The sequence below is a fragment of the Enterobacter sp. UPMP2052 genome (genome assembly GCF_053709675.1).
In genome coordinates, this window is the sequence record NZ_JBSKJR010000001.1 from 2,129,241 (window position 1) to 2,154,856 (window position 25,616).

Here is a 25,616-nt window from a genome sequence, read left to right on the forward strand (position 1 = left end):
AAGCATTAACTTCAACAAAAACAGGATGCCGCGTTGTGAAATTCCCTGCCATTTGCCGTAATGCCCTTCTTTTAACAGCACTTTTTGTTTTAGGACTAACCTCAGCTGCCGCCGCCGACTGGCCTCGTCAGGTGAGCGACAGCCACGGCGTTCACACCCTTGAGAGCAAACCGACGCGCATTGTCTCTACCAGCGTGACCTTAACCGGCTCCCTGCTGGCGATTGACGCGCCGGTGGTTGCCAGCGGAGCCACCACGCCAAACAACCGCGTGGCCGATGCGCAAGGATTTCTGCGTCAGTGGGGGGATGTCGCCAGACAACGTAAGCTCGCGCGGTTATACATTGGCGAACCGAGCGCCGAAGCGGTAGCGGCCCAGATGCCGGACCTGATCCTGATCAGCGCCACCGGCGGGGATTCCGCGCTGGCGCTTTACGACCAGCTTTCCGCCATCGCGCCGACGCTTGTCATTAACTACGACGACAAGAGCTGGCAGGAACTGCTGACACAGCTGGGGACCATTACCGGTCAGGAAAAGCAGGCCGCCGGGCGCATCGCCGCGTTTGATAAACAGCTCGCGCAGGTGAAACAGCAGATGACGCTGCCGCCGCAGCCGGTGAACGCCATCGTTTACACAGCCGCCGCGCACAGCGCCAACCTGTGGACCCCGGAGTCCGCGCAGGGCAAGCTGCTACACCAGCTGGGTTTTACGCTGGCCGACCTCCCCGCCGGGCTGCAAACCTCTAAAAGCCAGGGAAAACGCCACGATATAATTCAGCTGGGGGGAGAAAACCTGGCGACGGGGTTGAACGGTGAAGGGTTATTCCTGTTTGCCGGTGACCAGAAGGATGTAGAGGCGATTTACGCCAATCCGCTGCTGGCCCATTTACCGTCGGTGAAAAACAAGCGCGTCTGGGCGCTGGGCACGGAAACCTTCCGCCTGGATTATTACAGCGCGATGCTGGTGTTGCAGCGTTTAGAGGCAATTTTTGGGTAATGCCTGCGCCCGGTGGCGCTTCGCTTACCGGGCCTGCGGGTGCAAAATGTAGGCCGGGTAAGGCGAAGCCGCCACCCGGAAAATCACGCCGGAGCACTCTGCTGCCTGAACCGCCGCAACTCCACCAGCGCCAGCACTAAAATCCCGCCAATAAGGGCTAATGCAAACCCGCTGCTGCTCGCCGACGCCACCGGGGTCATCATTGAGCCTAATCCCCCGAGGATCGCCGCGCCAATCGCATCGCCCGTCACGTTCTGCGCGGTCCACAGGCCGTTGATGCGGCCCAGCATCCCTTCCGGCGTCTGGGTCTGGATCAGGGTGTACTGCAGCAGCGAACTGATTGCGCTGAGCCAGCCGAAAATGACCAGACACAGCACGCCCAGTGCCCACACCGGCATCAGGCTGAAGAAGCCAATCGCGATAAACGCCGCCAGGGTCGTCAGCAGCACGATCAGCCCTGGCCGCGCGCTGTGCGCCAGATTTCCACTGGTCAGCGCGCCACAGGCCGCGCCGAGCGGGATCGCCGCATATAATATACCCATCTCCGAAGCGCTCATCTGCCACTCGCCCGCCAGCGCCGGATACAGCACACGCACCGCGCTCGCCATCGTCAGCAGGCCGCCGATCAACGCAATGCCGCCAATTAGCGGGTTGCTGAACAGAAAGCGGATCGCCGCCATCAGCGATTTCAACGGGTGCTCGCGCGGCTGCGGCGGCGGCGGCAACTGCGGCAGACGCAGCAGCGTCAGCGTGGTGATAAATGTCCCCGCCGCTGCCAGCCCGTAGTTCCATGCCACGTTGCCGGTGGCGAGCAATAACCCCCCCACCATTGGCGAAATCACCGAACCGAGACGCACGGTAAGCATGGTGATCGCCCCGGCCTGCATCAGATTCTCGCGCCCCACCAGCGCAGGCGTGGCCGCCAGCAGCGCCGTCACGCCTAACGAGGCAAAGAAGCCATCCCACAGCCCCAGCGCGTAAATCGCGATCAGCGATGGCTCCGGCAGCATGGCGTTCAGACACAGCCCGACAAACCCCACCCCGCAGGTCCCGCGCGCCAGCAGGATCAGCTTTTTACGCTCGTATCGGTCCGCCAGCACGCCGCCGACCATCAGGCCGATAAACATCGCCCCGCCAGTTAAGGTGACGGACAACCCCACCAGCCAGCTGGAGTGGGTCATGGCCTGGATCTGTACCGGCACGGCCACACCGAGCAGGCCGAGGGATAAAATCGAGATAAAGCGGGCGATAAAGACGGCACGAAACGCCGGGTGGGTCTTCAGCAGGCTTAGATTGAGCAGCCAGGATTTTTGATTCATGACAAGGCCTTGAGTGTATTTCTACCAATTTCATGGCGGCACATGCTAACATAGCCAAATAAGATAGATAACGATAATTACTATCATTATCAAATCATGGATGTTGCTATGTCGTTTTCCTCTTCTGCGGTGCGCGCCATTGCCGTGCCCGTTTTATTGCTGCTGTTACTCCTCGCGATGGCACTCAGTCTGCTGGTCGGCGCGAAGCCGCTTCCCGCGTCGGTGATTGTTGATGCGCTGTCCGGCAGCTGTCAGAGCGCCGACTGCATTATCGTGCTTGATGCCCGTTTACCCCGCACCCTTGCCGGGCTATTGGCGGGCGGCGCCCTCGGCCTTGCCGGTGCCCTGATGCAAACCCTTACCCGTAATCCATTAGCCGACCCCGGTATTCTCGGCGTGAACTCCGGTGCCAGCTTTGCCATCGTGCTTGGCGCGGCGCTGTTCGGCTTCACTTCACCGTCAGAACAGCTGGTGATGGCCTTTTGCGGCGCACTGGCGGCCTCGCTGGTGGTCGCCTTTACCGGCAGCCAGGGCGGCGGCCAGCTCAGCCCGGTGCGTTTAACCCTTGCAGGCGTGGCGCTGGCGGCGGTGCTGGAAGGGTTATCTAACGGCATCGCCCTGCTTAACCCCGACGTCTACGATCAATTACGCTTCTGGCAGGCTGGTTCGCTGGATATCCGCACCCTGGAAACGCTCAGCGTGGTGGTGATCCCGGTGATCATTGCCGCCGCCGTGGCGCTGTTTTTAAGCCGGGCGCTGAACAGCCTGAGTCTTGGCAGCGACACCGCGACCGCGCTTGGCAACCGCGTGGCGCGCACGCAGTTAATCGGCTTACTGGCGATTACCGTCCTGTGCGGTAGCGCCACGGCGGTGGTGGGCCCGATTGCCTTTATCGGCCTGATGATGCCGCACATGGCGCGCTGGCTGGTGGGGGCCGATCACCGCTGGTCGTTGCCCGTCACCCTGCTGGCAACCCCGGCCCTGTTGCTGTTCGCCGATATTCTGGGGCGCGTACTGGTGCCCGGCGAACTGCGCGTTTCGGTGGTGAGCGCCTTTATCGGTGCGCCGGTGCTGATATTCCTTGTCCGCCGCAGGCGCGGAGGTGGCGCATGATGGCCCCTTCCCGTCGTTTAGCGGTCAGCGTGTCTCTGCTGGCGGTCGCCATCGTGCTGCTTGCGGCCTGGAGCCTGCGCAGCGGCGCGGTGACGCTCGATTTCACACAGGTCTTACATGCCCTGATCGGCAGCGCGCCGCGGAATATCACTATGGTGGTCACGGAGTGGCGACTGCCGCGGGTAGCGATGGCGATCCTCGTCGGCGCGGCGCTCGGGGTCAGCGGCGCGATTTTCCAGTCGCTGATGCGCAACCCCCTTGGCAGCCCGGACGTGATGGGCCTTAATACCGGGGCGTGGAGCGGCGTGCTGGTGGCGATGGTGCTGTTTGGTCAGCACCTGACGGCCATCACCTTTACGGCAATGGCCGGGGGGATTTTAACCTCGCTGCTTATCTGGGCGCTGGCCTGGCGCAACGGCATCGACACCTTCCGGCTGATCATCATCGGCATCGGCATCCGCGCCATGCTGATGGCGTTCAACACCTGGCTGCTGTTACAGGCCTCGCTGGAGACCGCGGTCTCCGCCGGGCTGTGGTACGCCGGTTCGCTTAACGGCCTGACGTGGGGCAAAGTCTGGCCCGCCGCGCCGCTGATTTTACTGATGTTCATCGGCGCGCTGCTGCTGGTGCGGCGTATGCGCCTGCTGGAGATGGGCGACGACACCGCGAGCGCACTCGGGGTGGGCGTCGAGCGCTCACGCCTGCTGCTGATGCTGGTCGCCGTGTTGCTCACCGCCGCCGCCACCGCCATCGCCGGGCCGATTTCGTTTATCGCGCTGGTGGCCCCGCACATAGCGCGGCGCGTCAGCGGCACCGCGCGCTGGGGCTTAACCCAGGCAGCGCTGTGCGGATCGCTTTTGCTGCTGGCCGCCGATCTCTGCGCCCAGCAGCTGTTTATGCCGTATCAACTTCCGGTGGGGGTAGTGACCGTCAGCCTTGGCGGGATTTACCTCATCGTCTTGCTCGTTCAGGAGTCACGCAAGAAATGACAGACTCAACCCCCCGCTTGCGCGGCGAAAACTTAACCCTCGGCTATGGCAAAAAGATCGTTGCCCGGGACCTGACCGTCGCCATTCCGGACGGCCACTTTACGGCGATTATCGGCCCCAACGGCTGCGGTAAATCGACCCTGCTGCGCACCCTCAGCCGCCTGATGACGCCGGTGGCGGGCAGCGTGTTCCTCGACGGGGAGCAGATCCAGCGTTTCGCCAGCAAAGAAGTGGCCAGACGTATTGGGCTGCTGGCACAAAACGCGACGACGCCGGGCGACATCACGGTGCAGGAGCTGGTCTCGCGCGGGCGCTACCCGCACCAGCCGCTGTTCACCCGCTGGCGCAAAGAGGATGACGACGCGGTCAACCGGGCCATGCGCGCAACGGGCATCACCGATCTTGCTCAGCAGAGCGTGGATACCCTCTCCGGCGGCCAGCGCCAGCGCGCGTGGATTGCGATGGTCCTCGCGCAGGAGACGTCGATCATGCTGCTGGACGAACCGACGACGTGGCTGGATATCAGCCATCAGATTGACCTGCTGGAGCTGTTGAGCGACCTGAACCGCACGCAGGGTTATACCCTGGCGGCGGTGCTGCACGACCTGAATCAGGCATGCCGCTACGCCACGCACCTGATTGCGCTGCGCGACGGCGAGATCGTGGCGCAGGGCGCGCCGAAAGAGATTGTGACGCCGGATCTGATCGCTCGGATCTACGGCATGCGCTGCATGATTATTGAGGATCCGGTGGCGGGTACGCCGCTGGTGGTGCCGCTGGGTCGGCGGTAATCGCCGGGTGGCGGCTTCGCCTTACCCGGCCTACATTTTGCCCCCGTAGGCCCGGTAAGCGCAGCGCCACCGGGCATATGCTCTACCCCAATATCCCCTTCAACACCGGTCCTATCCCCTCAAACGCCTGCGGTGAAATGATATCCACGTGGGCGCAGTCCTGGCTGTAGACCTCCAGCTCACCCACCCACGGTGCCCAGGCGACCTGCGGATCCATCGTTCGCGTGCGCTCGGCGACAAACAGCGTCGCTTTGCCGTCAAACCGCGAGCTGTGCGCCGTGGTGAGCAGCCGCACCGCATCGGCGTAATTGCCTTCAATGGCGGTAAACAGCTCGCTGGAGCCTTGCCCCTGCTGCGCGGCAATAAACGCCTGGCGCTCGCGCTCGATTTCAGCCAGCACGTCCGGATCCAGACCGTTGGCCTCTTTCTCCGCCCAGTTCTGGGTTTCCGGCGGCCAGGTATCGAGCAGGCCGAGGAACGCCACCGTTTCACCTTGCTCGCTAAGGCGCGCGGCAATGCCCTGCGCCAGCGTGCCGCCCAGCGAGTAGCCAAACAGGTAGTACGGCCCGTGCGGCTGCTGCTTACGCAACGTCTTCAGATGATGTTCAATTACGCCGTCCAGATCCGCACACTGCTGCATCGGCCCGTTCGGGCGCGGGGACTGAATGCCGATAATCGACCAGCGCGGGCTGAGATAGCGCGCCAGCACGCTGAACTGCCAGGCAAAACCGGACGCCGGATGGAAGCAGAACAGCGTCGGACCGTCGCTTTCGCGCAGCGGCAGCAGGGTTTCATACCCCAGACGCTGCGCCTGCTCGTCGCTCATCTGCGATCCCAATAGTTCGCTGAGCTTGCCGACCGTCGAGGCAACCATGATCTGCCCCGGCGTGACCTTGCGTTCACACGTGCGGCTCAGCTGTGCCGCCAGGCGCATCGCCAGCAGCGAGTGTCCGCCGAGGGCAAAGAAATCGGCCTCGATATCCTTCACCTCGCAGCCCAGCAGCGCGGAGAACGCCCCGGCAACGGCGATTTCGGTTGCCGTTTCGGGTGCGCGCCCAGAGGGGGTACGGGTCAGATCCGGCAGCGGCAGCGCCTTGCGATCCAGCTTGCCGTTGGCGCTTAACGGCAGCGCGCTGATTTGCAGCAGCACCACCGGCACCATGTGCGGCGGCAGTTGCGCTTTCAACGCTGCCAGCAGCGCATCGCGATCCAGCGGCAGGCCGGATTCAGAAACAACGTAGCCCACCAGCTGACGGGCATCGCCGCCCGTGGCTGCCGCCTGGTTGATCACGCAGGCGTGCGCCACGGCCTGCGCTACGTCCGGCAGCGACAGCATCGCGCGGTCGATTTCGCCCAGCTCAATACGCTGCCCGCGAATTTTCAGTTGGTCGTCGCTGCGCCCCAAATATTCCACCGCGCCGTTCTCCAGCCAGCGGGCGACGTCGCCGGTGCGGTACATCCGCTCGCCGGGGGCAAACGGGTCGGCAATAAAGCGGCTGGCGGTGAGGTCCGGGCGGCCAAGATAGCCCTGCGCCAGCTGGATGCCGGTAAGATAGAGATCGCCCGCCACGCCAAACGGCACCGGGCGCATCATCGCATCCAGAATACGCAGGCCGGTGTTCCAGACCGGGAAGCCAATCGGCACGCTGTTGCCCTCGACCGCCGCCAGTTCCGGGCCAAACGCCGGATACCAGCTTACGTCCACCGCCGCTTCCGTGGGGCCGTAGAGGTTATGCAGCGGCGCGTGGGTAAGCTGCTCCCACTCGCGGCACAGCCCGGCTGGCAGCGCTTCGCCGCTGCAGAACACCTTATCGAGCGTTTTACAGCAGCCAGCGGTTTCCGGGGTCAGCGAGGCGACAAACGCCGCCAGCATAGACGGCACAAAGTGGGTGGTGGTCACGCCGTAGCGCGCGAAAAAGCGCTGCATCGCCTGCGGATCGCGGTGCGCGTCCGGCTCGGCCATCACCAGCTTCGCCCCGGCGATAAACGGCCACCAGAACTCCCACACCGATACGTCAAAGCTGCACGGCGTTTTTTGCGCTACCACGTCGCGCGCGGTCAGCGGGTAGTGATCCTGCATCCACATCAGGCGGTTGACGATGGCGGTATGCCCCACCATCACCCCTTTCGGGCGGCCTGTCGAACCGGAGGTAAAGATGATGTACGCGGTCTGCTCCGGCGTCGCCAGCCGCAGAGGTTCAACATCCGTGCCCGGCAATAGTGTGTTGTAACTAAAGGAGGCGATAGGCAGATCGCTAAAGCGCGCCAGCTGCTCGTCGGTGGTAATCAACAGCGACGGCTTCGCGTCCTCCAGCATCATCCGCAGGCGATCGTCCGGATAGCCGGTATCGAGCGGCAGCCATGCGGCGCCTGCTTCGACGATGCCGTGCAGCGCCAGGGTCAGGAACACCGAGCGCGGCAGCGCCACCGCCACGCTGTCGCCAGGCTTCACGCCGCGTTCACGCAGCAGTTTCGCCAGCGCGACGACCTGCTCGCGCATCTGGCGATAGCTCAGTTCAACGTGCGCATCCGCCAGCGCCGGGGCGTCCGGCGTGTTGCTCGCCTGCTCCGCGACCAGTGCTGCCAGCGTGGTTGCCGGTACGTGATGCCCGGTGTCGTTGATGCGCGCGAGCTGTGCGTACTCTGGTTCCGAAACGGTCTCGACCTCACCGCAGCGCAGGTCCGGATTGGCCGCAAACTGGGCCAGCATCGCGTTCAGGCGCGCGACGTGGCGCTTAAGCGTCGCCTCATCGTAGCGCTGTTTATTGGCGAGGATCTCAATGCTCAGCCCCCCCTGCTCGTCCGGGAACAGCGCCAGTTCAAGGTCGTTAACCGGGCCGGTCGCCAGCGTGTGGGTGGTGGCCTCCACGCCGTCGATATTCAACTGGTAATCGAACACCTTGACGTTCAGTACCGGGCCAAACAGCGCCTCGTCTCCCGCCGCACGCCCGGCGTCGCGGACGATCTGCTCGGCGTCGTAGCGCTGATGACGGCGCATTTTTTTTAACTGGTTCGCCAGGCGCAGCGCCAGCTCCGGCAGGCGCGCCTGCGGATCGATATTTACCGCCAGCGGCAGCACGTTGAGCACCGGCCCGGTGGCGGTAAGCGCTGCGGATCCCATGCGGCGCATAAAGATAAACCCGGCGGCGTAGTCCAGTCGCCCGGTCAGGCGGCCCAGCCACAGGGCCACCAGCGCAAGCGCCAGATCGGTACGCTGCACCTGCCCTGCAGCCTGCGCAAGCTGGCTAAACGCGTGGCGGTCAGCATCCATTTTCAGTCGCAGAATATCGGTGGTGGCCGCGCGGCCCGGCAACGGCGCGGCGGAAAGCGAGACCGGAGACGGCAGCTGCCTGCGCTGTTCGGCCCAGAAGGCACCGTCGCGCTGATATGCGTCGCTGTCGCGATAGCGCTGATACTCTTCCACCACCTCGGCAAACGGCGTGAACGGCGAGGCTGGGGTAGCTTCACCGTTTTTCCAGGCACGATAAATCGCGGCGATCTGGCGGGTAATGGCCGGGAAACTGAAGCCATCCACCACTAAGTGGTGATAGCGCTGATACCAGTACCAGTGCCCCTCGCCTACCTGAATCAGCTGATGAAACGCCAGCGGCTGACCGCCGTCCACGCGCAGGTTTTGCTGAAGGTCGGCCTCCATCAGCGCCACGGCTTCGTCATGCGAACCGACGCGCACTACGGACGGTTCCGCTAAAATCATCGATTCATCAACCCATTGCCACACTTCGCCGTTATCTTCGGTGAAACGCGTGCGCAGGGTATCGGCCTGCATCATGCCCTCGACGATGGCTTTTGCCAGCAGCGGCGCGTCGATATCGCCCTTAAGCTCGGTGTAGTGCGCCACGCTCCAGGCGTTTGGCAGGGAGGAGAGCTGCTCTGCCATCCAGATGCCCGGCTGAGCGGCGACGAGAGGAAGACGGTTCATGCGCTCTCCTTCGCAAAATGAGACGGCACAAGGGTTTGCCAGTGTTCGGCCAGCCACTGCTGGCACGCTTCCTGAGACTGCGGCTCGCAGACCACGTGCCAGCCTGCGGGCAGATCGCACTGCTGCGGCCACAGGCTGTACTGCGCCTGGTCGTTACGCAAAATGGCGAACTGTCCCTGCGGATTATCGAAAGGATTGCTGAATTCCATACAGACTCCGTTAGTGAATAAGCGGCTGCCAGAGGGTCATGAGCCCCTGCGTCAGCCCACCGCGCCAGCAAAGCGCATCGTGTCCGCCGTCAACCTGACGCCAGATAACCGGTTGCTGTGTGTGTTGTAGTTCGGCGTAAATCGCCTGATTTGCGCGGAAGATAAGCGGCTCGTTGCGCCCGGCCTCAAGGACAATGCGCAGCCCGTGTGCGGTTATTTCACCCGCTTTGAGTTGTTCGATAAGCAGTCCGTCCTGCTGCGCGCCACGGTGCGGCCACCAGAAGGAGCCGGACTGGCTGAGCACGCAGCCAAACCGCTGCGGCCAGTTCAGGCCCGCATAAAGGGAGGAAAGCCCGCCGAAGCTCTGCCCCGCCACCAGGGTACGATCGGCACGGTCGCTGAAGGGCGTCATGGTTTTCACCTGCGGGAGAAGCTCTTCCTGCACGGCCAGCCAGAACGCAGGGTTGCAGGGCAGTTCGCGGCTGCGGTGCGCGGTATCAATGACGTCGATCAGCACGTAAACCGCAGGCGGCAGCTGGCGTGCCGCGGTAAGCGCCGTCAGCGCAGGCCATACGGGCATACTTTCGGCCCAGAACTGGCCGTCGAGCAGCACCGCCAGCGGGCGTTCGGGGCTGGCGTCACCGGTGGTAAAAATCCAGACACGGCGGCAGTTGCCCAGCCGCGCGCTATTCCATTCAATACAAACAGGCTGGGTGTAAGGCGTTTCAGGATGGTTCCAGCCCGGCTGTAGCGGGGCCTCGGGCATTTCGAGCGCCGAGACGGCGTGACCGCGCCCGCCGCGCCAGCTCTGCGGGTTCAGCGGGTCGGATACCGCATGCGGGAGGAGCTTGCGCCAGCCTTCACGCAGCGCCATGCGGTCCGGCTGTTCGCCTGCAAACACCGCATCGGCAAAATCGTGTTCGTTATCAGAAGGGATAAAACAGTAGCTGCCGCGCCATTCGGGGCTGAAATCGCCCCGCCACTGCCAGACATCGGTATCGGGAAGGCGTTCGAGAGACTGCGGACGAGCATTTTGATGGTGATCGGTGACGCCAGTGATATAGAGCCAGACGCGCTGCGTCGCCGATGTGGCCTGCGTGCCCGCCGGATCGCGCCACCAGAACGTGACGCGATACTTCTCTCCATCGCGGACCCACTCCGGCCCGGTTTTCGACTGCCACCAGGCTTCACTTCCCGTTGTTAACGCCGTCACTATAACCTCATGTTTAACGAGTCATTTTTTGTTGTAAGACAAAAATTATTGATAATATTATTGATAACTATTTGCATTTGCAATAGCGTAGTGCCCGCGCTGTGGGAAGCGCGCTCATAAATTAATCATGCCACGAATTGTGTGCGCTCGAGGACAGGGCTGCTTACGCAATGGCGGGTGACAACATGCCGCCTCCTCTCCCTTTCGGGAACGGAGACCAGGGGATGCGGCGCGAAAAGCAGGACGTACAATGAATAAGAAGATTCACTCCCTGGCCTTGCTGGTCAACTTAGGGATTTACGGCGTCGCGATGCCTGCGCTGGCTGACGACACCGCCGCCAGCGCGCAGCACGAAGACACGATGGTGATCACCGCCGCAGAGCAGAACCTGCAGGCACCCGGCGTATCAACCATCACGGCTGATGAAATCCGTAAAAACCCGCCCGCTCGCGACGTCGCCGAAATCATCCGCACCATGCCGGGCGTCAACCTGACCGGTAACTCTACCAGCGGCCAGCGCGGCAACAACCGTCAGATCGACATTCGCGGCATGGGGCCGGAAAACACCCTGATCCTGATCGACGGCAAGCCCGTTACCAGCCGCAACTCGATCCGACTCGGCTGGCGCGGCGAGCGCGATACCCGCGGTGACACCGGCTGGGTGCCGCCAGAGATGATCGAACGTATCGAAGTGATCCGCGGCCCGGCTGCAGCCCGCTACGGTAACGGTGCGGCAGGCGGCGTGGTGAACATCATCACCAAAAAATTCGATGACCAGTGGCATGGCTCCTGGAACACCTACCTGAACGCCCCGGAACACAAGGACGAAGGGTCTACCAAGCGCACCAACTTCAGCCTGAGCGGCCCACTGGGCGGCGACTTCAGCTTCCGCATGTTTGGTAACCTCGATAAAACCCAGGCCGATGCATGGGACATTAACCAGGGCCATCAGTCCGACCGTACCGGTGCCTACGCCGACACGCTGCCGGCAGGCCGTGAAGGGGTCGAGAACAAAGACATCAACGGCGTGGTGCGCTGGGACTTTGCGCCTATGCAGTCCCTGGAGTTAGAGGCGGGCTACAGCCGCCAGAACAACCTTTACGCCGGCGACACCCAGAACACCAACAACGACAACAGCTCAAGCGGCCTGGTGAAGAAAAACTACGGTAAAGAGACTAACCGTATTTATCGCCAGAACTTCGCGGTGACCTGGAACGGCGGCTGGGATAACGGCATTACCACCAGCAACTGGGCGCAGTACGAGCACACCCGCAACTCGCGTCTGGGCGAAGGCCTGGCGGGCGGCCTTGAAGGTCTGTTCAACAGCAATAAATTCACCGACACCGACCTGGCCGACGTGATGCTGCACAGTGAGATCAACCTGCCCATTGATTTCCTCGTCAACCAGAACCTGACGCTCGGCACCGAGTGGAACCAGCAGCGTATGAAGGACTCGACCTCTAATACGCAGGCCCAGCAGGGCGGCACCATTCCCGGCATGAGCGACGATCGCAGCCCGTACTCCTCGGCGGAGATCTTCTCGCTGTTTGCCGAGAACAACATGGAGCTGACCGACAGCACCATGCTGACCCCGGCGCTGCGCTTCGACCATCACACCATCGTTGGCAACAACTGGAGCCCGTCCCTGAACCTGTCGCAAGGTCTGGGCGACGACTTCACCCTGAAGATGGGTATCGCGCGCGCCTATAAAGCCCCGAGCCTGTATCAGACCAACCCGAACTACCTGCTGTACAGTAAAGGCCAGGGCTGCTACGCAAGTTCCGACGGCGTGGGCTGCTACATGATGGGTAACGACGATCTGAAAGCCGAGACCAGCATCAACAAAGAGATTGGCCTTGAGTGGAAACACGACGGCTGGCTGGCCGGTGTGACCTGGTTCCGCAACGACTACCGCGACAAGATTGAAGCGGGCTATGCACCAATCGGCCAGACATCCACCAGCAAAGTGACCACCGATATCTATCAGTGGGAAAACGTGCCGAAAGCGGTGGTAGAAGGTCTTGAAGGCTCCCTGAACGTGCCGGTCAGCGACACGATCAACTGGACCAACAACATTACCTACATGCTGCAGAGTAAGAACAAAGAGACCGGCGACCGTCTGTCGATTATCCCGGAGTACACGCTGAACTCTACGCTGAGCTGGCAGGTGCGTCAGGATGTCTCCCTGCAGTCGACCTTCACCTGGTACGGCAAGCAGCAGCCGAAGAAGTACAACTACAAGGGCCAGCCGGTTACCGGGTCTGAGAAAGACGAAGTCAGCCCGTACAGCATTGTTGGCCTGAGCGCGACCTGGGACGTGACCAAAAACGTCAGCCTGACCGGCGGCGTGGATAACGTGTTCGACAAGCGCCAGTGGCGCGCGGGGAATGCCCAGACTACCGGCAACGCCACTACCGGGGCGTATATGTACGGGGCGGGTGCCTATACGTATAATGAACCAGGCCGAACCTGGTACATGAGCGTGAATACGCACTTCTAAGGTGAACGCAAAACGGCAACTTCGGTTGCCGTTTTTAATTTTTGCTCTTGTTTTTGAGGTAGAGTGCCCGGGTGGCGCTATCAGGCCGCATGTTCCCCCTCACCCCTACCCTCTCCCCTAAGAGGAGAGGGAGTTGATAGAGCGAGCGGGGTTTCGTTTTTCTCCCTCTCCCTGTGGGAGAGGGTCGGGGTGAGGGCATCAGGCCGCACTATTCCACAACGTCAGGACAAAAATATGCGCACCACCCACTCCACATTTCGTCTTGCCGGACACGCGGTCCATCAAATCATCTTCAACCCTGCAACCGTCACCGACGCCGATCTTCTCTGGCTTCCCCATCACGATACGCTGGCTCACGCCGCGCCCAAACGGAAAGCCGAACACCTGGCCGGCCGCCTCGCCGCCGCCCATGCCCTGCGGGACTACGGCATCACATCCATACCGGCTATCGGCAGCAGCGGGGAGCCGCTGTGGCCTGTCGGCGTGACGGGCAGCATCAGTCATACGGCCACGCGGGCGCTGGCCGTTGTCACGCAAAGCGGGCTAACGGGTATCGACGGGGAAATCATCCTCGCGGATGACGAAGCGGAGGAGATCAAAGACGGGATAGTGAGTCCCGCCGAGGACGCGTTGCTGCGCCACGCCGCCCTGCCGTTTGCGCAGGCGCTGACGCTGGCGTTTAGCGCCAAAGAGAGCCTCTTTAAGGCGCTGTTTTCACAGGTTCACGCGATGATGGGCTTTGACAGCGCCCGCGTCACGGCGCTCGACGAGACGAGTCTGACGCTGGCGCTGACCCGCCCGCTGGCCGGGTTTGCGCAGGATGATGCCTTCACGCTGTACTGGCTGCGCGACGGCAACACGCTGATCACACTGCTCCCGCCCGTTCCCGCCGCTTCGCGCTAACGCTGGTTGCCGCAAAGGTGACAATAAAGACCAGCGCGAACAGCACCACGATGGTCGGCGCGGGCGCGCTGTCGAGAAAGAACGAGAGATATACCCCGCAGACCGACACCAGCCCGGAGACCGCCACTGCCACCAGCAGTGCGACGTGGAAGCGTCGGGTGAGCAGCACCGCAATCGCCCCCGGGGCAATCAGCAGTGAAATCGACAGGATGATCCCCACCGCTTTCAGCGTGGCGACAATGGTCAGCGAAACCATGCACAGCAGGCCGTAGTGCAGCCAGCGCGTGCGTAATCCGCTGGCCTGCGCCTGCTGATAATCAAAGCAAAACAGCAGAAACTCCCGCCACTTCACGCCGATAACCAGCGCGATGAGCGCGGCGACGATGCCGCTTTGCAGCATGTCCGCCCCGTTAATGCCCAGCATATCGCCAAACAGAATATGGTCGAGGTGCACTTCCGGCTTCACGGCTATGTACAAAATCAGCCCGGCGGCGAACATACCGGAAAAGACGATGCCCATCACGGTGTCCTGCTTGATGCGGCTGTTGTCCTTGAGATAACCCGTTGCCACCGCGCAGAACAGCCCGGCGACAAAAGCCCCGACCGCCAGTGGCAGACCGGCCATCCACGCCAGCACCACGCCGGGGAAGACCGCGTGGCTCATGGCATCTCCCATCAGCGCCCAGCCCTTCAGCACCAGGAATACTGACAGCAGCGCGCAGGGAACGGCGACCATCAGCGAAATCAGCAATGCGTTGTTCATAAACGCAAACTGGAAGGGTTCCAGTAACAGGGTCATCATGGCTGCACCTCCAGCGCCGCAAGCGCCCGTCGGCGGTTAGCCAGTACGCCGTGCTTCGGCGCAAAGACAAACGCCAGCAGAAACAGCAGGGTCTGCGCCACCACGATAATGCCGCCGGTCGCGCCGTCGAGATAATAGCTCGCCCACGCGCCGAGGAAGCTGGTGATACTCCCGATGGCAACCGCAATCATCAGCAGCCGCGGGAAACGGTCCGTGAGCAGCCACGCCGTCGCGCCGGGCGTCACCACCAGGCAGATAACCAGGAATGCACCGACGGTTTGCAGCGCCGCCACTGTCGAGACCGCCAGCAGCGTGAAGAACAAAATCTTCAGCCGTTCCGGACGCAGGCCGATCGCCCGCGCGTGGTTCTCATCGAAAAAGGTGACCATCAGATCCTTCCATTTGAACAGCAGGACCAGCATCGATACCACGCCGATGATCGACAGCTGGAGGATATCTTCCGGCGCGATGGCGAGAATATTGCCCAGCACGATAGTCTGGATGTTCACGGAGGTGGGGTTCAGCGACACCATAAACAGCCCCAGCCCGAAGAAGGAGGAGAAGATCAGGCCAATTATCGCATCCTCCTTCAAGCGGCTGCGCTGGTTAAGAAACAGCATACTGCCCGCCGCCAGCCCACCGGATAAAAACGCCCCGAGCGAAAACGGCAGCCCGAGCATATACGCTCCCGCAACGCCCGGCACAATCGAGTGCGACAGCGCATCGCCGATCAGCGACCAGCCTTTGAGCATCAGGTAGCACGAGAGAAACGCGCATAGCCCGCCCACCATCGCCGAGACCCACATCGCGTTGAGCATGTACTCATAGCCAAACGGTTCCAGCAGCGCGTTCATGCTCCCTCCCGGCGGTGCGTGACAAAGGGCCGCTCGTCATCGGTGATGATGCGCTCCTCCGAGCCGCTCAATACCACGTGGCGCAGCACGCCGCTAAACGCGCGTTCAAGGTTCTCTGCGGTGAAGGTGGTTTCCGTCGGGCCGCTCGCCAGCACGGTGCCTTTGACCATCACCGTGTAATCGCAGAATTCGGTCACGGACCCAAGGTTGTGGGCCGACACCAGCAGGGTTTTGCCCTCGTCGCGAAGCTCGCGGAGCAGGTCGATGATTTTAGCCTCGGTTTTGACGTCCACGCCGGTAAACGGCTCGTCGAGCAGGATCACCTCCCCCTGCTGGGCGATGGCGCGCGCCAGGAAGATACGTTTCTTCTGCCCGCCGGACAGCTCACCAATCTGCCGGTGGCGCAGATCGAGCATATCGACACGCTCCAGCGCCTGCGCCACGATGCGCCGGTCGTTCTCTTTGGGACGGCGCATAAACCCCATGTGGCCGTAGCGCCCCATCATCACCACGTCCTCAACCAGCACCGGAAATGACCAGTCGACCTCCTCGGATTGCGGAACATAGGCCACCAGATTCTTGCGCAGCGCCAGCGAGGGCGGCATCCCGAGAATGGAAATCGTACCCGTGGCGCGCACAAAGCCCATCACCGCCTTGAACAGCGTCGATTTACCGGACCCGTTCACCCCGACCAGGGCGGCAATCGACCCGCCCGGCACGCTGAACGACGCTTCGCGCAGCGCAGTGTGGCCGTTGCGGTAGGTGACGGTGACGTCCTTTACGACAATCCCCTCGTGCATAGTTACTCCTTCATGCCGTCGCGGATGCCCTGTACCAGGGTGCGGGTGGTGACGTTCAGCAGATCAAGATAGGTGGGTACCGGGCCGTTTTCCGCGCTCAGGGAGTCCACGTACAGCACGCCGCCGTAGTGGATACCCGTTTCGCGCGCCACCTGCCGTGCAGGCTTGTCGGAGACGGTGCTTTCGCTGAATATCGCCGGAATGTGATACGTCTTAACGCTGTCGATGACCTTACGCACCTGCTGAGGCGTGCCCTGCTGATCGGCGTTGATCGGCCAGAGATACAGCTCCTTCAGCCCCAGATCCCGGGCGAGATAGGAGAACGCCCCTTCGCTGGTCACCATCCAGCGCTTGTCTTGCGGGATCTCCGCCACCTGCTTGCGCAGCGGCTCAAGGGTGTGGGTGATTTTCTGCTTGTAGGCCTCGGCGTTGCGGGCATAGATATCGGCGTTAGCCGGATCGTATTTCGCCAGCGCGTCGCGGATATTATCGACGTAGATCAGCGCATTATCGGGTGACATCCACGCATGTGGGTTCGGTTTACCATTATACGGCCCTTCGGTAATGCCCATCGGCGTAATGCCTTTCGTCACCTCCACCTCCGGCACACCGTTGAGGTGCTGATAGAAGCGCTTAAACCACAGTTCAAGGTTCATGCCGTTAGAGAGGATTAGCTGCGCCTTCTGAGCGCGCTTGATGTCGCCCGGCGTCGGCTGATACTCATGGATTTCCGCGCCCGGTTTGGTGATAGAGGTGACCTCTGCGGCGTCCCCTGCCACGTTTTTCGCCATATCAGCGATAACGGTAAAGGTGGTGATGACCTGGAACTTTTCAGCCGCTACCGCGCCAGTGGTGGTCACGGCGGTAAACAGCGCGCCAAGCAGCAGTCTTTTCAATCCTTGCAGTGGGTGCATCGCAGACGTCTCCTGATATGGTTAAAATCAAAGCATAATTAGCCCGTGCTATATTGTATAGCACAGGCTATATTTAAATGAAAATGGTTATCATTAAAGTTATGTCAGCGATGGCTGTCAGTGGGTAGTTTTAGGAATAGTGCGTTCTTTTTTCTCTCTCACTCCGGAGTAAGATTTACAGCCAATACCCATAAAAAATAAAGGGATTTGGCATGCCTGTTAACGAAAGGATTTACCCCACATCGGGAACGCCGATTAACCCGGGAGGGGTCCGACAGCTCACGATTGGTGAAATCGCCCTCGCGAAGACGCTTTATGGTTACAGCATCCTTTATCATCTGGTGTGGGTGCACAGGGAAAGTTATCTTCCCTTTAATTTGCAACCTGTAAACGTAGCGATGACTCCCAACGGTGAAATGTGGTTTAGAGAAGACACCTATTCCCCAGATTTTTCATTAGAAACACTGCTAGATAAAAAACATCTCTTCATGCATGAAATGATGCATGTCTGGCAAGCCCAAAAAGGGATGTTTGTCAGAACAAGGGGATTATTCTCTGGTGTTGCTGACTACTCCTACAGCTTAGATAAAGTCGATCTATTGCATTACGGATTAGAACAGCAAGCATCGATCGTAAGTGACTACTGGTTATTACAATTTTATGGGTTTGAAAAGTATAAATTCCTGCCAAAATATCGAGATATTAATTCGAATGAACCCGTTTATTCTCTCCTGCAAAAATATAAAACAGTTTTAAAAGGATTTCCAGGATGAAAACTATTACACTCATTTTCCCATTAGTTATTATCCTGACGGGGTGTCCTGGTAGCCCGTCTTTATCTCACCCCAGAGCTACTTTTATTGACGGCGACCATATATGTTTTAGTATTGATAAAAAAGATGTCGTGAACTATTACACTATTGATTCCAGCAAAGGCCCTGATATCACTAATATCGATAGTTCGGGTCGTAATATACTAAATTTGTCTTATCCTGATAGTTGCATAAAGGTGAATTGGGCGTATGGCTATACCTATGTTATTAGCTATGGTTTAAATAATAAAAATTATCATCATGAATTCTTTATTGATAATGATGGCCAACTTACTAATTTAGGAGGATTGTAATGTCTTTACCCGCTTACTTATTTCTCTACGATGAGAATGGAATGCTTGTCCGGGGCGACTGCATGATGCCAGGCCGTGAAGGCGCTATCGAGATCATGAACAGCAGTTACGGCATAAAGCGGGCAGTCGACAGTCATACCGGCAATATGACCGGAACACGGCAGCACGGACCGTTTACTCTGCATAAGCAATTAGATAAAGTCAGCCCCTATCTTGCCGTTGCTGCTTGCGAGGGCAAACGTCTGCAAAAAGCCATTATCAAATATTATGAAATTGTTGAAGCGGGAGCAGAAAGAGAGATCTACACCATTACGCTTGACAGCGTGGTGATCTCATCTCTGGATTTCACACATGTCTATTACCCCGGCAGCTCAGCGCCGAATATGCATGAAGTGGTAGGACTACGATTCCGAAGTATTCAATGGAATTATGTAAAAGGGAATATCCTTTATGGGGATGCATGGATGAAACCCGCGCAGAAAGAAGAAAGCACGCCATAATTAATAAAATCCGCGCTAATTATTTTGAAGACGCAATATCTCTCTATTAGGATACAGCGCCAGGTACCCGGAAAGCAGAAATATATTCGACTTTCGGGTAAAAAACTCGCGACAAGAAAACCTCATTGAGTATTATTCTGCTTCTCTGAGTGGATTGTAGGCCGGGTAAGGCATCGTCGACACCCGGCATAAGCGCTACGGGTTACACGTCGAACCCATTTGTCGCATATGAATATGCATAAAAACGGGGCCAACGTGGTATCACCTCGGCCCCGCATTTTCACTTCATTTCACTCCTCACACATCCGGGAACATCACGCTATTTCCCGGCGCTTCCCTGTGCAGGTGGATAAAGTTCAGGTGCCGTTCATACTGATCCAGAATGTCTGTAATCACCTGCTCCTTGCTGTAATCCATCAGGTCATTGCCCTGACTGCCTTCCAGCAGGAACGTCTCAAGCCGGTAGTAGGTCGATTTCCCGCTACGTGCGCGATAGGTAAACCCAGGCACGGAATACTGCTGCGGCCAAATCTGGTAGACAAAGTTCTGCTCGTCGCCCATATGCACCAGCAGATCCAGGTGCCCCAGGGTTTCGCCCTCTTCCGGCGGCAGGCTTTTCAGCTCGACGTGCGCGCCGCGCAGCTTCAGCTCCTGGGCCACCTCTTCCATTGCCGGGAAGCAGACCGTCTCCATCATCTGTTTGGTGTAACGCGTGCCGGGGTAGTTCATCAGGCGCGACAGGCGTTTTTTCCAGCTCAGGCGGTCCTGCGAGCCCATCGGGCGCGGGGCGGTGTCGCGGCTGGCGCTTTCGCGGCGGTAGTCTTCCACCTTCAGCGATTTGTACAGCCCGGCCATCACGAAGAAGATAACAAAGCTGAACGGCAGCCCCATAATCACCGTGGTGTTCTGCAGGGCGGAAATACCGTTGGTCATCAGCATGCCGAGCGTCAGCAGGCCAATGGCGACCGACCAGAAGATGCGGATCCAGTTTGGCGCGTCGCTGTTGATGTCCTTCAGCTTCGAGGTGAAGTTCCCCAGCACCAGCGCGCCGGAATCCGCCGAGGTGACGTAGAACAGCAGGCCGGTAATGGTCGCCACGGAGGCGCTAAAGGTAAACGCCGGATACTGAGCCAGCAGGCTGTAGAAGCCGCGCTCCGGGTGCGCCATCGCCTCCTGGGCAAAGGCCGCGTCGCCGTGAATAATCTCGTGCAGCGCGCTGTTGCCGAACACCGACAGCCACAGCAGCGTAAAGGTGAACGGGATAATCAACGTTCCCAGCACGAACTGGCGGATGGTGCGCCCGCGCGAAATACGCGCCAGGAACAGGCCGACAAACGGCGACCAGGCCACCCACCACGCCCAGAAGAACAGCGTCCAGCTGTTCATCCACTCCACCGGGCGGTCAAAGGCGAAGCTGTTCAGCGTCATGCCCATAAAGCGGTTCACGTAATCGCCGACGTTAAGCACCAGCGCGTTGAGCAGGAATGAGGTGTCGCCCATAAACAGCACGAACAGTATCAGCCCCAGCGCCAGCGCGACGTTCAGCTCGGAGAGCACGCGGATCCCTTTATCCACGCCGGAGGTAACCGAAATGGTGGCGATAATCACCGACAGTGCAATCAGCGCCGCTTTGGCCGCCATCGAATCCGGGATATCAAACAGCACGCTCAGCCCGTAGTTGAGCTGCACCACGCCAATCCCCAGCGTGGTGGCGATGCCGAAGATGGTACCGATCACCGCCGCGATATCCACGGTATGCCCAATCGGCCCGTTAATTTTTTTGCCGAAAATGGGATAGAGCGCAGAGCGGATGGTCAGGGGCAAATTATAACGATAGCTAAAGTATCCGAGCGCCATCCCCATCAGGGCGTACATCGACCAGCCGGTCAGGCCGTAGTGGAACAGCGTCCAGACCATCGCCTGGCGCGCGGCCTCAATGGTCTGCCCCGCCCCTTCCGGCGGCTGCATATACTGTGTCACCGGCTCGGCCACCGAGAAGAACATCAAATCGATACCGATGCCTGCAGCAAACAGCATGGCGGCCCAGCTCAGCAGGCTAAATTCGGGCTTTGACTGCTCTGGCCCGAGCTTCACCGAACCGAAGCGCGAGCAGGCAATGCACACCACGAAGACGATATAGAGCGTCGCCGCCAGCAGATAGTACCAGCCGAAGGTTTTCGACACCCAGTTGAGGGTGCGCCCGATCCACTCGGCAGAAAAATCACGAAAGAAGATCGTCGTCAGGGAAAACAACAAAATCAGCCCGGCGGAAGTATAAAAAACGACCGGGTTGATTTTGTCTTTTTCTCTGTCCTGTGAAAGGTCTGTCATCCAGTATCCCCACTGTTTTTGTAACTATTGAAATCCAAATCCGCAACAATTAAGACACATTTTATATTGAACGTCCAATCAAAAACCGCTTTAATGTATTACCAACGCTGATGAATGGAGTGGCAAAAATGCCCAAACTGGGGATGCAGCCGATCCGGCGCAGGCAGCTGATCGACGCCACGCTGGAAGCAATTAATGAAGTGGGAATGCACGACGCCACCGTGGCGCAGATCGCCCGCCGGGCGGGGGTATCCACGGGGATCATCAGCCACTACTTCAAAGACAAAAACGGCCTGCTGGAAGCGACCATGCGCGACATCACGGGCCAGCTGCGCGACGCGGTGCTGAACCGCCTGCACGCCTTGCCGCACGGCAGCGCCGAACAGCGTTTGCAGGCAATTGTCAGCGGCAACTTCGATGAAACCCAGGTCAGCAGCGCAGCAATGAAAGCCTGGCTGGCCTTCTGGGCGAGCAGCATGCACCAGCCGATGCTTTACCGATTGCAGCAGGTGAGCAGCCGCCGCCTGCTGTCGAACCTGGTGTACGAGTTTCGTCGTGAACTGCCGCGTGACCAGGCGCAGGAGGCAGGCTACGGGCTGGCGGCCCTGATCGACGGGCTGTGGCTACGCGCTGCCCTCAGCGGCAAACCGCTGGATAAAACCCTGGCCCAGTCGCTCACCAGCCACTTTATCAGCCAGCATTTACCGACCGATTAACCGAGGAGAAAGTATGTCCCGAATGGCAGAACAGCAGCTTTATATCAATGGTGGTTATACATCCGCCACCAGCGGTCGCACCTTCGAGACCATCAACCCGGCCAATGGTGACGTCCTGGCGACGGTGCAGGCCGCAGGTCGCGAGGATGTCGATCGCGCGGTAGAAAGCGCACAGCGCGGGCAAAAGATCTGGGCGGCGATGACCGCTATGGAGCGTTCGCGCATTTTGCGCCGCGCCGTGGAGATCTTGCGCGAGCGTAACGACGAGTTGGCAAAACTCGAAACGCTGGATACCGGTAAAGCGTTTTCTGAAACCAGCACTGTGGACATCGTCACCGGTGCGGACGTGCTGGAGTACTACGCGGGGTTGATCCCGGCGCTGGAAGGCAGCCAGATCCCACTGCGTGACACCTCGTTCGTTTACACCCGTCGCGAGCCGTTAGGCGTGGTGGCGGGGATCGGCGCGTGGAACTACCCGATCCAGATCGCCCTGTGGAAATCCGCGCCGGCGCTGGCGGCGGGCAACGCGATGATCTTCAAACCGAGCGAGGTCACCCCGCTCACCGCCCTGAAGCTTGCCGAAATTTACACCGAGGCTGGCCTGCCGGACGGCGTGTTTAACGTCCTGCCGGGCGTCGGGGCAGAAACCGGCCAGTTCCTGACCGAACATCCGGGCATCGCGAAGGTCTCCTTTACCGGCGGCGTCGCCAGCGGCAAAAAGGTGATGGCAAACTCGGCGGCCTCGTCCCTGAAAGAGGTGACGATGGAGTTGGGCGGCAAATCACCGCTGATTATTTTCGACGATGCGGATCTCGATCTCGCGGCAGACATCGCCATGATGGCCAACTTCTTCAGCTCCGGCCAGGTGTGCACCAACGGCACCCGCGTGTTTGTGCCTGCGAAATACAAAGCCGCATTTGAGCAGAAAATTGTCGAGCGCGTGGGTCGCATCCGTGCGGGCGATCTGTTCGATGAAAACACCAACTTTGGCCCGCTGGTCAGCTTCCCGCACCGCAACAACGTGCTGCGCTACATCGCCAAAGGCAAAGAGGAAGGCGCGCGCGTACTGTGCGGCGGCGACGTGCTGAAAGGTGAAGGCTTTGACAACGGCGCGTGGGTGGCCCCGACCGTGTTCACCGACTGCACCGACGAGATGACCATCGTGCGCGAGGAGATCTTCGGGCCGGTGATGTCCATTCTCACCTATCACACTGACGAAGAAGCCATTCGTCGCGCCAACGACACCGACTACGGCCTGGCGGCGGGCATCGTCACCGCCGATCTGAACCGCGCCCACGGTGCAATCCACCAGCTCGAAGCGGGCATCTGCTGGATCAACACCTGGGGTGAATCCGCTGCGGAGATGCCGGTCGGCGGCTATAAACACTCCGGCATTGGCCGCGAGAACGGGGTGATGACGCTCCAGAGCTATACCCAGGTGAAGTCCATCCAGGTTGAGATGGGTAAATTCCAGTCCATATTTTAACCGGGAGGTTTATTTGCAATTTGACTACATCATTATTGGAGCCGGCTCTGCCGGCAACGTGCTGGCAACACGACTGACTGAAGATCCGAACACCACCGTACTGCTGCTTGAAGCGGGCGGCCCGGATTACCGTTTTGACTTCCGCACCCAGATGCCCGCCGCGCTGGCGTTTCCGCTGCAGGGCAAGCGCTACAACTGGGCGTATGAAACCGAGCCAGAACCGTATATGAACAACCGCCGCATGGAGTGCGGACGCGGTAAAGGGCTGGGCGGCTCATCGCTGATCAACGGCATGTGCTACGTGCGCGGTAACGCCATGGATCTGGATAACTGGGCGAAGGAAGCCGGGCTGGAGCACTGGAGCTATCTCAACTGCCTGCCCTACTACCGCAAGGCGGAGACGCGCGACGTGGGGCCGAATGACTACCACGGCGGCGACGGTCCGGTGAGCGTTACCACCTCCAAACCGGGCGTGAACCCGCTGTTTGAGGCGATGGTGGAAGCGGGCGTGCAGGCGGGTTATCCGCGCACCGACGATCTCAATGGCTACCAGCAGGAAGGCTTCGGGCCGATGGATCGCACCGTCACGCCGCAGGGCCGACGCGCCAGCACGGCACGCGGCTATCTGGACCAGGCGAAACCGCGCCCGAACCTGACCATCCGTACTCACGCCATGACCGATCACATTATCTTTGACGGCAAACGTGCGGTGGGCGTCGAGTGGCTGGAGGGCGAAAGCACTATCCCGTCGAAAGCAACGGCGAACAAAGAAGTGCTGCTGTGCGCGGGGGCGATTGCCTCTCCGCAGATCCTTCAGCGTTCCGGCGTGGGCAACGCTGAACTCCTGAAGCAGTTCGACATTCCGCTGGTGCATGACTTACCCGGCGTGGGTGAGAACCTGCAGGATCACCTGGAGATGTATCTCCAGTACGAGTGCAAAGAGCCGGTCTCCCTCTACCCTGCCCTGCAGTGGTGGAACCAGCCGAAAATTGGCGCGGAGTGGCTGTTTGGCGGCACCGGCGTGGGCGCAAGCAACCACTTCGAAGCGGGCGGGTTTATCCGCAGCCGCGAGGAGTTCGCGTGGCCGAATATTCAGTACCACTTCCTGCCGGTGGCGATTAACTACAACGGCTCGAACGCGGTGAAAGAGCACGGTTTCCAGTGTCACGTCGGCTCCATGCGCTCGCCGAGCCGCGGGCACGTGCGGATCAAATCCCGCGACCCGCATCAGCATCCGGCGATCCTGTTTAACTACATGTCCCACGAACAGGACTGGCAGGAGTTTCGCGACGCGATCCGCATCACCCGCGAGATCATGCACCAGCCCGCGCTGGACAAATACCGTGGCCGGGAAATCAGCCCGGGCGTGGAGTGCCAGACCGACGAGCAGCTGGACGAGTTCGTGCGTAACCACGCTGAAACCGCCTTCCACCCGTGCGGCACCTGCAAGATGGGCTACGACGAGATGGCGGTGGTAGATGGCGAAGGCCGTGTTCACGGGCTGGAAGGGTTACGCGTGGTGGATGCGTCGATCATGCCGCAAATCATCACCGGCAACCTGAACGCCACCACCATTATGATTGGCGAGAAAATTGCCGATGCGATCCGCGGGCGCGAGCCGCTGGCGAAAAGCACGGCAGCCTATTATGTGGCGAACGGCGCACCGGTGCGCCGGTAACGTGCCGAGGGGCTTGCTAACGCAGGCCCCTGTTACCGCTTAATCGTTAACGCACGAGGCGATCGTCCGGTCAATGTCCGCGCTGGTCTGTTTCGACCCCGCAATCAGGGTGATGCTAATCCCCTTCTCCCCCGTCAGCTGATACATATCTATCTGCGCAATCCGCTCGCCCCCTTTCTCAATATCAAAAAAGTTAGGGCTGTCCCGCTCGGGAATAATGGTTTCCACCTCATACCCCGCGGCGCTAAGCAGATTTCGCATACAGATATAGTGCCCCTCCAGCCCCGTTTCTGCAGATGCGTAATAGGATTGATACACCGCGGAATTGCCGAAGGGATGCAGCACGCCGCATGCCGTCAGGATCGTGGCGAAGACGATCAAACACACAAATCTCATGTTATTTCCCGTTACGTAATGCGCCCCTGAACCACTCAGAA

General features: G+C 60.0%; 22 protein-coding genes. 12 read left to right on the forward strand and 10 right to left on the reverse strand.

Annotation, left to right across the window (positions count from 1 at the left end; all coding sequences use genetic code 11):
* The first annotated feature begins 35 nt into the window (after positions 1-35).
* Positions 36-995 (forward strand): Fe2+-enterobactin ABC transporter substrate-binding protein, encoded by a 960-nt coding sequence (gene fepB / locus ACWKX3_RS09910; protein ID WP_137271750.1) that lies wholly within the window; start codon positions 36-38, stop codon positions 993-995.
* Between the two features lie 83 nt (positions 996-1,078).
* On the opposite strand, the gene entS is transcribed toward fepB, so the two are convergent.
* Complete coding sequence (entS, locus tag ACWKX3_RS09915; RefSeq protein WP_337284751.1) at positions 1,079-2,314, reverse strand: enterobactin transporter EntS; 1,236 nt, start codon at positions 2,312-2,314, stop codon at positions 1,079-1,081.
* Positions 2,315-2,422: 108 nt separating this feature from the next.
* Here entS and fepD point away from each other — a divergent pair, with 108 nt between their 5' ends.
* Genes fepD through fepC form a run of 3 tightly spaced genes read left to right on the forward strand, consistent with a single transcriptional unit; the run spans position 2,423 to position 5,207 of the window.
* Positions 2,423-3,427 (forward strand): Fe(3+)-siderophore ABC transporter permease, encoded by a 1,005-nt coding sequence (fepD, locus tag ACWKX3_RS09920; RefSeq protein ID WP_042320944.1) that lies wholly within the window; start codon positions 2,423-2,425, stop codon positions 3,425-3,427.
* Positions 3,427-4,416 carry an iron-enterobactin ABC transporter permease gene (gene fepG, locus ACWKX3_RS09925; protein ID WP_454541693.1) on the forward strand — a complete coding sequence of 330 codons (990 nt, stop codon included), beginning with the start codon at positions 3,427-3,429 and terminating at the stop codon, positions 4,414-4,416. Before fepD ends, fepG begins: the two co-directional genes overlap by 1 nt.
* A complete protein-coding gene (gene fepC / locus ACWKX3_RS09930) occupies positions 4,413-5,207 on the forward strand; it encodes an iron-enterobactin ABC transporter ATP-binding protein (protein WP_006177072.1) in 795 nt (264 codons plus the stop codon). Before fepG ends, fepC begins: the two co-directional genes overlap by 4 nt.
* Positions 5,208-5,289: 82 nt before the next feature.
* Here the strand turns inward: fepC and entF are convergent, their stop codons facing one another.
* Genes entF through fes form a run of 3 tightly spaced genes read right to left on the reverse strand, consistent with a single transcriptional unit; the run spans position 5,290 to position 10,569 of the window.
* Entirely contained in the window at positions 5,290-9,147 is a 3,858-nt protein-coding gene (entF, locus tag ACWKX3_RS09935; RefSeq protein ID WP_454541655.1) for an enterobactin non-ribosomal peptide synthetase EntF, read from the reverse strand.
* A complete protein-coding gene (locus tag ACWKX3_RS09940; RefSeq protein ID WP_006177070.1) occupies positions 9,144-9,356 on the reverse strand; it encodes an MbtH family protein in 213 nt (70 codons plus the stop codon). The genes entF and ACWKX3_RS09940 overlap by 4 nt, the downstream gene beginning before the upstream one ends.
* Before the next feature lie 10 nt (positions 9,357-9,366).
* Complete coding sequence (gene fes / locus ACWKX3_RS09945; protein ID WP_454541656.1) at positions 9,367-10,569, reverse strand: enterochelin esterase; 1,203 nt, start codon at positions 10,567-10,569, stop codon at positions 9,367-9,369.
* A gap of 250 nt (positions 10,570-10,819) precedes the next feature.
* Between fes and ACWKX3_RS09950 the strand changes: the two genes are divergently transcribed.
* Together ACWKX3_RS09950 and entD are read left to right on the forward strand one after the other, a co-directional pair.
* Complete coding sequence (locus ACWKX3_RS09950; RefSeq protein WP_454541657.1) at positions 10,820-13,069, forward strand: TonB-dependent siderophore receptor; 2,250 nt, start codon at positions 10,820-10,822, stop codon at positions 13,067-13,069.
* Between the two features lie 234 nt (positions 13,070-13,303).
* Positions 13,304-13,972 carry an enterobactin synthase subunit EntD gene (entD, locus tag ACWKX3_RS09955; RefSeq protein WP_137849117.1) on the forward strand — a complete coding sequence of 223 codons (669 nt, stop codon included), beginning with the start codon at positions 13,304-13,306 and terminating at the stop codon, positions 13,970-13,972.
* Here the strand turns inward: entD and ACWKX3_RS09960 are convergent.
* Genes ACWKX3_RS09960 through ACWKX3_RS09975 form a run of 4 tightly spaced genes read right to left on the reverse strand, consistent with a single transcriptional unit; the run spans position 13,935 to position 17,342 of the window.
* Positions 13,935-14,774 carry a metal ABC transporter permease gene (locus tag ACWKX3_RS09960; protein ID WP_006177066.1) on the reverse strand — a complete coding sequence of 280 codons (840 nt, stop codon included), beginning with the start codon at positions 14,772-14,774 and terminating at the stop codon, positions 13,935-13,937. The two genes, entD and ACWKX3_RS09960, sit on opposite strands and share 38 nt — an antisense overlap.
* The gene (gene sitC, locus ACWKX3_RS09965) at positions 14,771-15,628 is read right to left on the reverse strand and encodes an iron/manganese ABC transporter permease subunit SitC (RefSeq protein ID WP_454541658.1); all 858 of its coding nucleotides are present in this window, start codon (positions 15,626-15,628) and stop codon (positions 14,771-14,773) included. The genes ACWKX3_RS09960 and sitC overlap by 4 nt, the downstream gene beginning before the upstream one ends.
* The gene (sitB, locus tag ACWKX3_RS09970) at positions 15,625-16,428 is read right to left on the reverse strand and encodes an iron/manganese ABC transporter ATP-binding protein SitB (RefSeq protein ID WP_454541659.1); all 804 of its coding nucleotides are present in this window, start codon (positions 16,426-16,428) and stop codon (positions 15,625-15,627) included. Before sitB ends, sitC begins: the two co-directional genes overlap by 4 nt.
* A gap of 2 nt (positions 16,429-16,430) precedes the next feature.
* Entirely contained in the window at positions 16,431-17,342 is a 912-nt protein-coding gene (locus tag ACWKX3_RS09975; protein WP_454541660.1) for a metal ABC transporter substrate-binding protein, read from the reverse strand.
* A 212-nt stretch (positions 17,343-17,554) separates the two neighbouring features.
* Here ACWKX3_RS09975 and ACWKX3_RS09980 point away from each other — a divergent pair, with 212 nt between their 5' ends.
* The 3 genes from ACWKX3_RS09980 to ACWKX3_RS09990 are packed head-to-tail and all read left to right on the forward strand — an operon-like array spanning position 17,555 to position 18,968.
* On the forward strand, positions 17,555-18,115 hold the full coding sequence (locus ACWKX3_RS09980; RefSeq protein WP_454541661.1) for a type IV secretion protein Rhs: 561 nt from the start codon (positions 17,555-17,557) through the stop codon (positions 18,113-18,115).
* Positions 18,112-18,468 carry a putative T6SS immunity periplasmic lipoprotein gene (locus tag ACWKX3_RS09985; RefSeq protein ID WP_454541662.1) on the forward strand — a complete coding sequence of 119 codons (357 nt, stop codon included), beginning with the start codon at positions 18,112-18,114 and terminating at the stop codon, positions 18,466-18,468. Before ACWKX3_RS09980 ends, ACWKX3_RS09985 begins: the two co-directional genes overlap by 4 nt.
* Entirely contained in the window at positions 18,468-18,968 is a 501-nt protein-coding gene (locus tag ACWKX3_RS09990) for an Hcp family type VI secretion system effector (RefSeq protein WP_454541663.1), read from the forward strand. Before ACWKX3_RS09985 ends, ACWKX3_RS09990 begins: the two co-directional genes overlap by 1 nt.
* A gap of 297 nt (positions 18,969-19,265) precedes the next feature.
* Here ACWKX3_RS09990 and betT read toward each other — a convergent pair whose 3' ends face one another.
* Positions 19,266-21,299, reverse strand: coding sequence for a choline BCCT transporter BetT (betT, locus tag ACWKX3_RS09995; RefSeq protein WP_006177060.1), 2,034 nt, complete (start codon positions 21,297-21,299; stop codon positions 19,266-19,268).
* A gap of 128 nt (positions 21,300-21,427) precedes the next feature.
* Between betT and betI the strand changes: the two genes are divergently transcribed.
* The 3 genes from betI to betA are packed head-to-tail and all read left to right on the forward strand — an operon-like array spanning position 21,428 to position 25,179.
* Complete coding sequence (gene betI, locus ACWKX3_RS10000; protein WP_042320939.1) at positions 21,428-22,015, forward strand: transcriptional regulator BetI; 588 nt, start codon at positions 21,428-21,430, stop codon at positions 22,013-22,015.
* Positions 22,016-22,028: 13 nt separating this feature from the next.
* Positions 22,029-23,501 carry a betaine-aldehyde dehydrogenase gene (gene betB / locus ACWKX3_RS10005; RefSeq protein WP_454541664.1) on the forward strand — a complete coding sequence of 491 codons (1,473 nt, stop codon included), beginning with the start codon at positions 22,029-22,031 and terminating at the stop codon, positions 23,499-23,501.
* 13 nt (positions 23,502-23,514) lie between these two features.
* Positions 23,515-25,179 carry a choline dehydrogenase gene (gene betA, locus ACWKX3_RS10010; protein ID WP_006177057.1) on the forward strand — a complete coding sequence of 555 codons (1,665 nt, stop codon included), beginning with the start codon at positions 23,515-23,517 and terminating at the stop codon, positions 25,177-25,179.
* A 39-nt stretch (positions 25,180-25,218) separates the two neighbouring features.
* Here the strand turns inward: betA and ACWKX3_RS10015 are convergent, their stop codons facing one another.
* Positions 25,219-25,575, reverse strand: coding sequence for a hypothetical protein (locus ACWKX3_RS10015; protein ID WP_006177056.1), 357 nt, complete (start codon positions 25,573-25,575; stop codon positions 25,219-25,221).
* Positions 25,576-25,616 lie beyond the last annotated feature (41 nt).

Coding starts and splice junctions, on each gene's coding strand:
- ACWKX3_RS09950 (WP_454541657.1), top strand. CDS start 10,820: ATGAATAAGAAGATTCACTCCCTGGCCTTGCTGGTCAACTTAGGGATT.
- ACWKX3_RS09985 (WP_454541662.1), top strand. CDS start 18,112: ATGAAAACTATTACACTCATTTTCCCATTAGTTATTATCCTGACGGGG.
- ACWKX3_RS09960 (WP_006177066.1), bottom strand. CDS start 14,774: ATGATGACCCTGTTACTGGAACCCTTCCAGTTTGCGTTTATGAACAAC.
- betI (WP_042320939.1), top strand. CDS start 21,428: ATGCCCAAACTGGGGATGCAGCCGATCCGGCGCAGGCAGCTGATCGAC.
- betB (WP_454541664.1), top strand. CDS start 22,029: ATGTCCCGAATGGCAGAACAGCAGCTTTATATCAATGGTGGTTATACA.
- ACWKX3_RS09975 (WP_454541660.1), bottom strand. CDS start 17,342: ATGCACCCACTGCAAGGATTGAAAAGACTGCTGCTTGGCGCGCTGTTT.
- entF (WP_454541655.1), bottom strand. CDS start 9,147: ATGAACCGTCTTCCTCTCGTCGCCGCTCAGCCGGGCATCTGGATGGCA.
- ACWKX3_RS09990 (WP_454541663.1), top strand. CDS start 18,468: ATGTCTTTACCCGCTTACTTATTTCTCTACGATGAGAATGGAATGCTT.
- entD (WP_137849117.1), top strand. CDS start 13,304: ATGCGCACCACCCACTCCACATTTCGTCTTGCCGGACACGCGGTCCAT.
- betT (WP_006177060.1), bottom strand. CDS start 21,299: ATGACAGACCTTTCACAGGACAGAGAAAAAGACAAAATCAACCCGGTC.
- sitB (WP_454541659.1), bottom strand. CDS start 16,428: ATGCACGAGGGGATTGTCGTAAAGGACGTCACCGTCACCTACCGCAAC.
- ACWKX3_RS09980 (WP_454541661.1), top strand. CDS start 17,555: ATGCCTGTTAACGAAAGGATTTACCCCACATCGGGAACGCCGATTAAC.
- fepC (WP_006177072.1), top strand. CDS start 4,413: ATGACAGACTCAACCCCCCGCTTGCGCGGCGAAAACTTAACCCTCGGC.
- fepD (WP_042320944.1), top strand. CDS start 2,423: ATGTCGTTTTCCTCTTCTGCGGTGCGCGCCATTGCCGTGCCCGTTTTA.
- sitC (WP_454541658.1), bottom strand. CDS start 15,628: ATGAACGCGCTGCTGGAACCGTTTGGCTATGAGTACATGCTCAACGCG.
- entS (WP_337284751.1), bottom strand. CDS start 2,314: ATGAATCAAAAATCCTGGCTGCTCAATCTAAGCCTGCTGAAGACCCAC.
- fepG (WP_454541693.1), top strand. CDS start 3,427: ATGGCCCCTTCCCGTCGTTTAGCGGTCAGCGTGTCTCTGCTGGCGGTC.
- ACWKX3_RS10015 (WP_006177056.1), bottom strand. CDS start 25,575: ATGAGATTTGTGTGTTTGATCGTCTTCGCCACGATCCTGACGGCATGC.
- ACWKX3_RS09940 (WP_006177070.1), bottom strand. CDS start 9,356: ATGGAATTCAGCAATCCTTTCGATAATCCGCAGGGACAGTTCGCCATT.